This window comes from Desulfocurvus thunnarius (assembly GCF_055390965.1).
On sequence record NZ_AP042411.1, the window covers coordinates 2,399,094 to 2,409,944 of the forward strand.

General features: G+C 72.5%; 8 protein-coding genes. 2 read left to right on the forward strand and 6 right to left on the reverse strand.

Annotation, left to right across the window (positions count from 1 at the left end; genetic code table 11):
- Positions 1 to 369: 369 nt before the first annotated feature.
- The 6 genes from ACZ5KV_RS10470 to ACZ5KV_RS10495 are packed head-to-tail and all read right to left on the reverse strand — an operon-like array spanning position 370 to position 7,376.
- Entirely contained in the window at positions 370 to 981 is a 612-nt protein-coding gene (locus tag ACZ5KV_RS10470; RefSeq protein ID WP_464239242.1) for an MptD family putative ECF transporter S component, read from the reverse strand.
- A gap of 3 nt (positions 982 to 984) precedes the next feature.
- Entirely contained in the window at positions 985 to 2,358 is a 1,374-nt protein-coding gene (locus ACZ5KV_RS10475; RefSeq protein ID WP_464239243.1) for an ATP-binding cassette domain-containing protein, read from the reverse strand.
- Positions 2,355 to 3,155 carry an energy-coupling factor transporter transmembrane component T gene (locus ACZ5KV_RS10480; protein WP_464239244.1) on the reverse strand — a complete coding sequence of 267 codons (801 nt, stop codon included), beginning with the start codon at positions 3,153 to 3,155 and terminating at the stop codon, positions 2,355 to 2,357. Before ACZ5KV_RS10480 ends, ACZ5KV_RS10475 begins: the two co-directional genes overlap by 4 nt.
- Complete coding sequence (locus tag ACZ5KV_RS10485) at positions 3,152 to 4,912, reverse strand: ABC transporter ATP-binding protein (protein WP_464239245.1); 1,761 nt, start codon at positions 4,910 to 4,912, stop codon at positions 3,152 to 3,154. Before ACZ5KV_RS10485 ends, ACZ5KV_RS10480 begins: the two co-directional genes overlap by 4 nt.
- Positions 4,909 to 6,681 carry an ABC transporter ATP-binding protein gene (locus tag ACZ5KV_RS10490; protein ID WP_464239246.1) on the reverse strand — a complete coding sequence of 591 codons (1,773 nt, stop codon included), beginning with the start codon at positions 6,679 to 6,681 and terminating at the stop codon, positions 4,909 to 4,911. The genes ACZ5KV_RS10485 and ACZ5KV_RS10490 overlap by 4 nt, the downstream gene beginning before the upstream one ends.
- A 14-nt stretch (positions 6,682 to 6,695) precedes the next feature.
- Entirely contained in the window at positions 6,696 to 7,376 is a 681-nt protein-coding gene (locus ACZ5KV_RS10495; protein ID WP_464239247.1) for a methyltransferase family protein, read from the reverse strand.
- Between the two features lie 237 nt (positions 7,377 to 7,613).
- On the opposite strand from ACZ5KV_RS10495, the gene ACZ5KV_RS10500 reads away from it, so the two are divergent.
- Both ACZ5KV_RS10500 and ACZ5KV_RS10505 read left to right on the forward strand, forming a co-directional pair.
- Positions 7,614 to 9,689: a TonB-dependent receptor gene (locus ACZ5KV_RS10500; protein ID WP_464239248.1), complete on the forward strand. Its 2,076-nt coding sequence runs from the start codon at positions 7,614 to 7,616 to the stop codon at positions 9,687 to 9,689.
- A gap of 112 nt (positions 9,690 to 9,801) precedes the next feature.
- A complete protein-coding gene (locus ACZ5KV_RS10505) occupies positions 9,802 to 10,833 on the forward strand; it encodes a helix-turn-helix transcriptional regulator (RefSeq protein ID WP_464239249.1) in 1,032 nt (343 codons plus the stop codon).
- The last annotated feature ends 18 nt before the right edge of the window (positions 10,834 to 10,851 follow it).

Consider the following 10,851-nt stretch of genomic DNA (forward strand, 5'->3'; position numbering starts at 1 on the left):
GGCACCAGCTATGCCAATTGAACTGCCTAAAAAAGGGTCCGCCTCATCTTCCCGTGTCCGCATGTGTCCGCTTTCATTTTTTAACCCTGCGTAACCCATTGAAATCATGCATCGCCATGCACGCCATGCGCAGGGCGCCAAAGCGGCGAGTGCTGGACTAAAGCTCTTTTATTTCATATTATTAGGTATGAATTTTTCGCCTCTAAAAGCAAGAATGGGATTCAGGGGGCCGGATGTTCAAATCATCTCATCCCGACCACGCGAAAACAAAGGTTCCAAGCGGTGACGCTTGGAGCCTTTTTGTTTTGGGCCGGAACCGGAACCGGGGCCGGGAGCAGGAGGCAGGAGACGGGCCGCCGTGTTGCGGGTTCACCCGGGGCCGACGATGCCCGCGCGCAGGAAGTGGCGGCGGAGCATGGCCTGGCCGAAGGCCGCGCCGAGCAGGGCACCGGCCGCGTTGGCCGCCAGCACGGCCAGGCCCATGCCCGGGGTCAGGCTGGTGGTGAACACGGCCAGGAATTCTGGGTCCATCCGGCCCGAGGCGGCCAGGTCGGCCACGAAGCTGTCGGCCCAGAGGTAGAAGGGAATGTAGGTGCCCACGGCCTGCCCCAGCCGGAAGACGGCGTAAGCCGCCGCGTTGGCCGCCGGGGAGCGGTAGCCCCGCGTGGCCGCCACGGCGTCGGCAAGCAGCCCGCCCGCAACGGCCACCAGCCCCACGGTGAAAAAACCCGTGAGGGCGAAAAGGAGCCCCAGGGCCGCGCCGTTGACCAGGAACACGCCCCGGCGCGGCACCTTGGCCAGCATGAGCATGTACACCGGCCCCAGCGGCACGGCCACCACCGCCTCCTTGAACAGCACCAGGGCCCCGGGCAAAAAGTGCAGCAGCGCCAGCAGGACCATGCCCAGGGCCACGGCCACGGCGGTGAAGATGCCCAGGGTGATGCTCGCGCGCGCGTCCATGTCGATGATCCGCAGTGCCATGGTTCATTCCTCCTCGCCCGTTGCGCGGGTTGCGGGCGTCAGCAGCCCGTGGTGCAGGGTCATGCGGCGGGTGGCCGCCGCCTGGATGAAGGCTTCGTCGTGGGTGGCGACCACGGCCGCCCGGCCCGCCGCCGCCCAGTCGCCCAGGGCCCGGGCCAGTTGGTCCATGCGCCCGGGGTCCATGCCGCTGGTGGGTTCGTCCAGCAGCAGGACGGCCCGCCCGGCGGCCAGGGCCGCCGCGATGAGCGTGCGCTGTTTTTCGCCCATGGACAGGGAGCCCGGGTGCCGTTCCAGCAGGGCGGCCAGCCCCATGCCGCGGGCCGTTGCGTCCAGCGCCGCCGCGTCCGCTCCGGAGCGGTGGCCCAGGGCCAGTTCCTCGCGCACGCTTGGGGCGAAGAGCTGATAGTCCGGGTCCTGCATGACCAGGGCGCAGGCCCGGCGCAGGGCCCCGGCCCGGCCCGGCCCGCCGCGCAGCAGGATGCGCCCGCCCGCCGGGCGTTCCAGGCCGCAGAGCGTCCGCAGCAGGCTGGTCTTGCCCGCGCCGTTGCCGCCGCATACGGCCAGCACCTCGCCGCCGCACAGGGTGAGGTCCGCCGCGCGGAGTACCACCCGGCCCCCGCGCGCCACGCCGACGCCGCGCAACTCCAGCAGCGGCGCCCGGGACGCGGGCTCCGGCAACGGCAGGGCCGGGGCCGGAACCGTGGGCGGGGCCGTGGGCGTCAGATGCCCGCCTTCCAGGAACAGCACCTCGTCGGCCACGGCGTCCAGATACGTCGTGCGATGATCGGCCACCAGCAGGGCGCGGCCCTCGGCCTTGAGCGCGGCCAGCAACTCGGCCAGGCGGCGCATGCCCGCCGCGTCCAGGTTGGCCGAGGGCTCGTCGAGCACCAGGGCCTCCGGGCCCTGGACGGCGGCGGCGGCGATGGCCACCCGCTGGCGCTCCCCGCTGGAAAGGCGGAACACGCTGCGTTCCATGAGCCCGGTCACGTCCATCAGCGCGGCAAAGCGCGCCAGACGCGCGGCGGTCCGCTCGCGGGGGCGGCCGTAGTTGTCGGCGGCGAAAACAAGTTCCTCGGCCACGTGGGTCATGAAGAACTGCGAGCGGCAGTCCTGAAACACGCTGGCCAGGGTCCGCCCGGTTTCGTGCAGGGCCTGGGCGCCCACGTCGGCGCCCGCCGCCAGCACCCGCCCCGTCACCCGTGCGGGCAGCAGGTGCGGGATGACCCCGCAGGCCAGCCGCACCAGGGTGCTTTTGCCTCCGCCGCTGCCGCCGCGCAGCAACACGCAGCGGCCCGGGGCCACGCGCAGGTCCACCCCGCGCAGGGTCGGCTCCGGGGCGCCCGGGTAGGTGCAGGTCACGTTCTCCAGACGGATCATGAAAACCTCCGCAGGCCCAGGGTGGCGGCCAGCACGGCCACGGCCCAGCCCAGGGCCAGGGCGTCGCGCAGGCCGGGCCGGGGCAGCCGCGCGGGCAGGGCTTCCGGCGCCTCGATGCCCCGGGTCAGGGCCGAGGCCGCCAGTTCGTCGGCCAGCCGCGCCGAGCGCACCAGCAGCGGCAGCAGCAATTCCTCGGCCACGCGCAGCGGGTTGCGGCGCCAAAGGCCCCGGCCCCGGCGCAGGGCCAGGGCGTCGCGGATGTGCCCGTATTCTTCCAGCAGGGTCGGAACGAAGCGGAAGGTCACGGCCACGGCCAGTACCGCCGGGCGCGGCAGGCCCGCCCACTCCAGCGCCGCCAGCAATTGCCCCAGGCGGCTGGTGCGGCAGACGGCGACGAACACGGCCCCCAGGGGCGCGAGTTTGAGCAGGAAATAGCAAACATAGGCCGCGAGATTGGCGGCCACAGCCGCCGCCCCGTGGAGCGTGCCCCCGGCGGCCAGCCCGCCCAGGCCGGTGAACCCCGCGTACAGCGCGGGCATGGCCGCGCCCAGGGCCAGCAGCACGACCCACTGGCGCAGCAGCAGCAGCAGCGGCAGCGCGGCCAGAGCCGGGGCGGCCAGGCCCACGGGGCCGCCTGCGGCCAGCCCGGTCAGCCCGCAGGCCACGGCCACGCCCAGCGCGATGCGGATGTCCGGCCCGGAAGCCAGCCCGGATGCCAGGTTCGGTGCCCGCCCTGCGACCCGGCCAGCCGTTTTCAGAGGGGGCCCCGGGGTGCGCGGCTTCGGGGCGCGGGTCACAGCCGCCACCCCTGGGCCTCGGCCCGCTGGCGCCACAGCTCGGCGTACAGTCCGCCCCGGGCCAGCAGTTCGGCGTGGGTGCCCGCGTCGTCCACCCGGCCCCGGCGGTTCAGAACCACGATATGGTCGGCCCCCGCGATGGTCGAAAGGCGGTGGGCGATGACCACGACGGTCCGCTGCCCGCGCAGGGCCTCCAAAGCGTTGGACACGGCCTGCTGGTTCGCCGGATCCAGGGCGGCGGTGGCTTCGTCCAGCAGGAGGATGGGCGCGGGTTTGAGCAGGGCCCGGGCCAGGGCGATGCGCTGGCGCTCGCCGCCGGAGAGCAGGGCCCCGGCCTCGCCCACCCGGGTGCCCAGCCCGTCGGGCAGGCGCGGGAGCATGGCGTCCACCCGGGCCAGGCGCACCGCGCGCCGGAATTCCTCGTCCGTGGCCCGGGGGTTGCCCAGGCGGATGTTCTCCTCGATGCTGCCCTCAAGCAGGTAGACCCGCTGGAAAACCAGGGCGCACTGGGCCATGAGCGTTTCGGTGGCCATGGCCCGCACGTCGCGCCCCGCCACGCGCACCCGGCCCCGGTCCACGTCCCAGAACCGGGCGGCAAGGTGGATGGCGGTGCTCTTGCCCGCGCCCGACGGGCCGACCAGGGCCGTGACCCGCCGCGCGGCGGCGTGGAAGCCGACCTCCGCCAGCACCGGCCCCGCCCCGCCCGGGTAGGCGAAGCGTACGCCCTCGAAGACCACGTCGGGCTCCGGGCCCGGGGTCAGGGGCCGCTCCGGCTCGGGCAGCGGCGGCTCGGCCAGGATTTCGGCCATGCGCCGCAGGGTGTTGCCCGCCACGCGCACGGCCGCGCCATGGTCGGCGGCCAGGGCCATGGGTTCGGCGAAGCGCGCGGCCAGCACAACCAGGGCCGCCAGCACCGGCAGTTCCAGCCCGCCCCGGGCCAGCAGCCAGAAGCCCTGGCCCAGTACGGCGCTGAAAAAAACCTGCAAGGCCAGGGCGAAAAGGATGAGCCCGGTCACGCCCGTGCGCAGCAGGCGGCGCGTGGCCGCATGCTGGCTGGCCAGGGCCGCCCGCAGCGGGGCCTGACCCAGGCTTTCCCCGGCGGCGGGATCATCCGGGTCGCCGCCGCTGCGGTCGTAGGCGCGCAGCATGCCTTGCAGGCGGGCGAATTCCAGCACCCGTTCGTTGGCCTCGGCCCCGGCCTCGTGGGCCGCGCGCGCGGCCCGGGCCGCCAGGCTTCCGGCCAGACGGTAGGCCCCCCACAGGGGCAGGGCCGCCAGCCCGGCCAGGGCGCCCACGCGCCAGTCGTACAGCAGCATGCAGCCCAGGACCGCCGCCGGGGTGGCGAAGGCGCCGACGATGGGCCGCAGCAGGTGCGCCGGAACGGCCATGAGATCGATGACGCCCTTGCTCATGAGGCGGCTGGCCTCGCCCGCGCGGCCCCGGCCGAACCAGCCCAGGGGCAGGCGCACCAGGTGGGCGGAAAGTCGCTCGTAGAGCAGGGCGGCCAGCCGCTCCCCGGCGGCGTAGCAGGAAAGCTGGGCGCGGTATTGCAGGGCGGCGGCCAGGGCCACGGCCAGGGCCATGGCCGCCAGCCACCAGCCGGCGGTGTCCAGCCGCCCTCGCAGCACGGCGCCGAGAAAGGCCGCCAGCAGCGCGAACCCCGCGCCCTGGACCACGGCGGCCAGGACGGTGCGCCCCAGGGGTCCGGAAAGCAGCCGCGCCTCGCCGGGCAGCACGCGGGTGATGATCTTCCTCATGCCCGGGCCCTCGCTTCGTTTCGGCCCGCGGCTCCGTCCCGGCCGGGCCCGGCGGCCCACATGCGGGCGTAGACCCCGTCGCGCCGCAGCAGTTCGTCGTGCCTGCCCGCCTCGGCCACGCGGCCGTCCTCCAGGACCACGATGCGGTCGGCCCCGGTGATGGTCTCCAGCCGATGGGCCACCACCAGCAGGGTCCGCCCCCGGGCCAGGGCGCTCAGGCCGCGCTGAATGGCGGCTTCGCAGGCCGGGTCCGCGTGGGCCGTGGCCTCGTCGAGCACGAGGATGGGCGTGTCGGCCAGCAGGGCCCGGGCGATGGCCACGCGCTGGGCCTCGCCGCCGGACAGGGCGGCGTCCTGCCCGACTATGGTGTCGTAGCCGCGCGGCAGGGCGGCGATGACCTCGTGGATTTGCGCCGCCCGGGCGGCCTGTTCCACCTCCTGCCGGTCGGCCCCGGGCCGGGCGAGACGGATGTTGTCGCGCAGGGAGGCGCGCAGGAGCTGGGCCTCCTGGAACACGAAGCCCACCAGCCCGCCGCGCCCGGCGGCCGGAATGTCCCGCAGGTCGGCCCCGCCGATGCTGATCCGCCCGGCGGTGGGGTCGGCAAAGCGCAGGAGCAGCCGGGCCAGGGTTGTCTTGCCCGAGCCCGACGGGCCGACCAGGGCGGTGAGCGTGCCCGGCTCCAGGTCGAGGTCCACCCCGCGCAGCACCGTGCGCTGGCCGTCGTAGCTGAAGCTCACGTTTTCGAAGCGCACCCGCGTGCCCCGGGGGGCCTGGGGCGCGGCGGGCTCGGGCATGGGCGGCGTGTCCAGCAGGGCGGCCACCCGGGCCGAGGCGTCGGCGGCGGCCTGGAAGGCGGGCACGGCGGCGGTCAGGGTCGAGACCGGCGTGGCCAGTCCGGCCCCCAGCAGCAGGAAGGGCACGAGGTCCGGCCCGGCCAGCCAGCCGCCACGCACGGCCAGAAGCCCCAGGGCGCACAGCCACAGCAGCGTGGCCGCCGGGGAAAGCAGCGTTTCGCAGGCGGCGGAGATGCGCACCAGCCCGCGCACCCAGCCCCGAAAGGCGGCCAGAAAGCCCCGGGTGGCCCGCAGCAGCCGGTCGTGGGCCCGATGCGCCTGGCCGAAGGTCTTGATGACCTCGATGCCTTGCACCAGTTCCACTGTGGCCGCGTTCACCTCGGCCAGGCTCCGGGCGTACTCGCCCATGTATCGCGCGAAGCCGCGCACCTGGAGCACGTAGAGCCAGGCGCAGGCTCCGGGCGGCACCAGGGCCAGCAGGGCCAGGGCGGGGTCGACCGTCGCCAGGTAGGCCAGGGTCGCCACGGGCAGGGTCAGGGCCGTCGCGATGTCCAGGCAGGCGTGGGCCACCAGATGGTGCATGGCCGCCACGTCGTCCTGCACGGCTTTTTTCACCGCGCCGGAGTGGCGGCCCTCGAACCAGCGCAACTCCGCCCGGGCCAGCACGGCGGCCATGCGTCGGCGCAGCAGGAGTTGCAGGTCGTTGTCCGCAAAGTGGGTCATGGCGCCCGCGCCGAAGGCCAGGGCCGTGCGCAGCAGCAGGAGCCCGAGCAAGGCCCAGCCCCAGCGCCACAGGAACTCCGGCCCCGCCGGGCCGCCTCCGGCCGCCATGCGCCGCAGCACCTCGGCCACGGCCACCAGCGGCGCCAGGCCGCACAGGGTGGCCGCCGCCTGCATGGCGCAGGCCGAGAGCAGCCGGGCGCGTACCGGCGCCGTCAGTCGCCACAGCGCGGCTGTTTGTCCTTGGGTGGTCATGCATCCGCTCCGGGCTAGAACACGAAGGGCACCACGCGCCGGGTGCGCGCGGCGTAGGCCGCCCACTGCGGGCCGAAATGCGCGGCCAGCAGGCGCTCCTCGTCGCGGATGCGCCAGACGAAGGTCAGCCCGTAGAGCACAGCCGCCGCCAGCCCCGGCAGGGACAGGAACACCAGCGGCAGCCCCAGGCCCCAATACAGGCAGCCCGCGTAGCGCGGGTGGCGCATGAGGGCGAAGGGCCCGTCGGTGACCAGGCGGTGGTTCTCCTGGATGGTGACCCGGGTGCTGAAGTAGCGCCCCAGGTACATGGGCGCCCAGATCATGAGCATCCCGCCGAGGGCGTAGAGCCCCAGGCCGCACCAGCGCAGGGCCGCCCCGCCGGGCAGCGTGCCGACCCCGGCGGCGTCGCTCAGGGGGCTGGCCACGCCCAGGGCCAGGCTGAGGCCCATGCTGAGGAAGATCATTCCGTCCTGGCGTTTCAGGTGCTTGCCGCCCTTGGCGTTGATGTCGCCGATACGCCGCGCGGCCAGGGGCCCGGCCAGGAACATGGCCATGGTCACGGCCAGCAGCAGGGGCCGGGCGGGCTCGGCGGCGAAGGCGGCCAGGCCGCCCCCGCCCAGGGCCCAGGCCCCGAGCAGCAGGGCGCCCGACGCCCCCGCCAGGGCCAGCGGCATGGCCCAGGTTCTGATGCGCATGGATTCCTCCTTGGTTCGGCTGGCGATGATAGGCGGGCCGCGCGGACCCCGCTACCCGAGCAGGGAGCAAGAATGCCCGGGCCCGGGCATGCGTGCGCTCCGGCTTCAGGCAAAGATGCTCCCTGGCGGGTCAGACGCCGGGGCCGGGGGTCGGGTATGCAATGCGGACAACCGCCGCCTTGCCAGCGCCCGCCGGGCCTGCCGGGGGGCGGCGGCCACGATCTTCAGGGAGGAGTCATGTCACAACGAATGAAACGGATGGGGCGGGCCGCGCTGCTGGGCCTCTTTGCCCTGGCCCTGGCGGCGGCGGCGCAGGCCGACCAGGGTACGGGCGAAAGTGCGGAGATCATGCTGGACACCGTGCTGGTCACGGCGGAGAAGACGACCCAGGAGGCGCAGGAGATTCCCGCCAGCGTGTCGGTGGTCACCGGCGAACAGCTCGACGAGTATGGCGTGGTGGACAGCCCCGAGCTGTTCCGCATGGTGCCCAACCTGTTCCTGGTGCAGATGGGCCCCAAGGCCGGGCCCACGGGCTTTGCCAGCATGCGCGGCATCACCTCGTACATGGCGGGCAGCCCGGTGCTGGGCTTCTACGTGGACGACGTATACTACACCAACCTCGAAATGAACCTCTACGACATCGAGCGCGCCGAAGTGCTGCGCGGGCCCCAGGGCACGCTCTACGGCCGCAACTCCGAGGCGGGCGTGATCAACATCGTCACGCGCAAGCCGGGCAACGAATGGAGCGGCACCACCCGCGCCGGGTACGGCAGCTACGGCAGCCGCGAGGTGTCCACCTCCCTGGGCGGGCCCCTGGTGGAGGACACGCTCAAGGTCCGCCTGGCCGGGCGCTATGCGGCGTCCGAGGGCTACAACACCAACAGGGCCGACGGCGACGACGAGATCGGCGGCCCGGAGGACATGGACGCCCGCCTGACCTTCGACTGGGCGCCCAGCGACGACTGGTCCGTCCAGTGGACTTCCGACGTGCAGAACTACCGCAGCCCGTATGCGGACTTCACGCAGCTCGCCAACCTGGAGGACGACCCCCACGAGGTGGACGTGGACTACGAGGGAGCGGCCGAGCGCGAGGCCTACGGCACCTCCATCCGGGCCGAGCACGCCATGGACGGGATGCGCCTTGTGTCCATCACCGCCGCGCGCTCCGAGCGCAACACGGCCGACAACGACGTGGACTTCTCGCCCGTGGACTTCATGCGCCTGGGCACGGAAACCAAGGCCGATCTGCTGAGCGAGGAACTGCGCCTAGTGTCGGACACCGGCGGCCCGGCCAAATGGCTGACCGGCATCTACCTCTTCAACGAAACCTCCCTGCTCAGTGCGGACATGGACATCCGGCCCCTGAGCGCGACGTTTTCCCAGGAGGGCACCACCGAGACCCTGGGCAGCGCCGTGTTCGGCCAGTACAGTTACACGTTCTTCGACCGCCTGACGTTCACCGGCGGCCTGCGCTACGACCGCGAGCAGAAGGATTTCGACTACACCTGGCGCGGCGGCAGCGTCTGGGGCCTGCTGGGCGGCACCGCCGTGCCCGACCAGGACGGCACGGCCTCCAAGACCTTCAACGCCTGGCTGCCCAAGTTCGTGGTCGACTACCGCTGGGCCGACGGGCTGAACACCTACGCCTCGGTCTCCCGGGGTTTCAAGAGCGGCGGCTTCAACGTCAAGGACTCCCCGGGCGAGGCCTTCGACGCCGAATACACCTGGAACTACGAAGCCGGAGTGAAGAGCCGCTGGCTGAACAACCGGCTTCAGGCCAACCTCGCCCTGTTTCATATCTCCTGGGAAAACCAGCAGGTGGAGGTGCCCAACTATCCGGATTTCACCGTCATCAACGCCGAGTCGTCCACCAGCCAGGGCCTGGAGCTTGAGCTGCGCGCCCTGCCCAGGTCCGATCTGGAATTCACCGGCAGCTTCGGCATGGTCTACTCGACCCTGGACGACATGGAATACTCCGGCGCGGATTACTCCGGCTCCCGGGCGCCCAACGTGCCGGGCTACACCGCCAGCCTGGGCGCGACCTACCGCTTCCTGGACGGCTGGGCCCTGAGCCTGCTCTACAACCGGGTCGGCGAGCGCTACCTGGACCTGGACAACTCCAGGAAACAGGACGCCTACCAGACCGTGGACGCCCGGCTGAGCTACGCCGCGGACGGATTCGAGGTCAGCCTGTGGACCAAGAACCTCTTCGACGAAGGCTACGCCACCCGCGCCTTCGAGAGCAGCGGCGTGTGGTACGCCCGCGCAGGCGACCCCCGGACCTTCGGCATCAGCTTGGCCTATACCTTCTAGCGCCGCGTGCGGCTGCCGGGGGAGGGGCGGGCCTCCCCCGGCTTTTCTTGTTGATTTTGACACTCATTATCATTATGAACGGGCATTGCACCCCCGCCAGACAGGAGAAGCAATGCCCAGCACCCAGCTCATTTCCGCAGAGGCTTCGCAACGGTTCCACCTTGAAAGCCAGGACGGCAGGCGCTGCTTCGCCCTGGAGCTGAGCGGCGAGGCCGGGGACGCCTGCGTCTGCCGGGAACGGCCCCTGGAACATTTCAAGGCCTCGCAGCTCATGCCCGGGGTCAGCCTGCACGTGGGCGAGTTCCGTTGCGCCCGGCCCGATACCTTCGACTTCGCCGTGCACAGCAACTACCTGTGCTTTTCCTTTGCCGGGCAGGGCCGCACGGCCACGCGCGTGCGCGTCGGCGGCCGCAGGCTGGCCGAGTTGGAGCACGGGCCCGGCCTGCTCACGGCGTCCTTCCTGCCCGAGGCCCGGGGGCAGTGGCGGGTTCCGGCCGGGGGGTGCAGCCTGCTGACGCTGTGCGTCTCCCCCGACGAGTTCGCGCCTCTGTGGCTGGAGTTCGGCCAGCGGCTGCCCGCCGAGCTGCTGGCCCTGGCCCGGGGCAAGGCCCCGGCGCCCTTCTACGCGGGCGCGGCCGTGACCCCGGCCATGCAGATGACCCTGGGCTGCCTGCGGCGCTGCCCGGTTTCCGGCCCGGCCCGCAGGCTGTACCTGGAGTGCAAAACCACGGAGTTGCTGATCCTCATGCTCGACAGCCTGGCCCGGGCCGACGGTGAGCGCCCGGCCCGGCCGGTGCCCCTCTCCCCGGAGGACCGCGAGAACATCCACGCCGCGCGGGAACTGCTCCTGGAACGCATGGAGAACCCGCCGTCCCTGGGCGAGCTGGCGCGGCTGGCGGGCATCAACGAGTTCAAGCTCAAGCGCGGGTTCCGCCAGCTTTTCGGGGCCACGCCCTACGGCGTGCTGCGCGACGCGCGCCTGTCCCGCGCGCGGGAATACCTGGAGAGCGGGGCCATGAACGTCTGCGAGGCGTGCGTGGCCGTGGGCTACACCAATCCCGGCAACTTCATCGGCCTGTTCAAGAAGCGCTTCGGCGCCACCCCCGGCGACGTGCGCCAGAGCGCCCTGCGCCTGGGTGCCTGAGCGTGCGCGGCGCGGGCG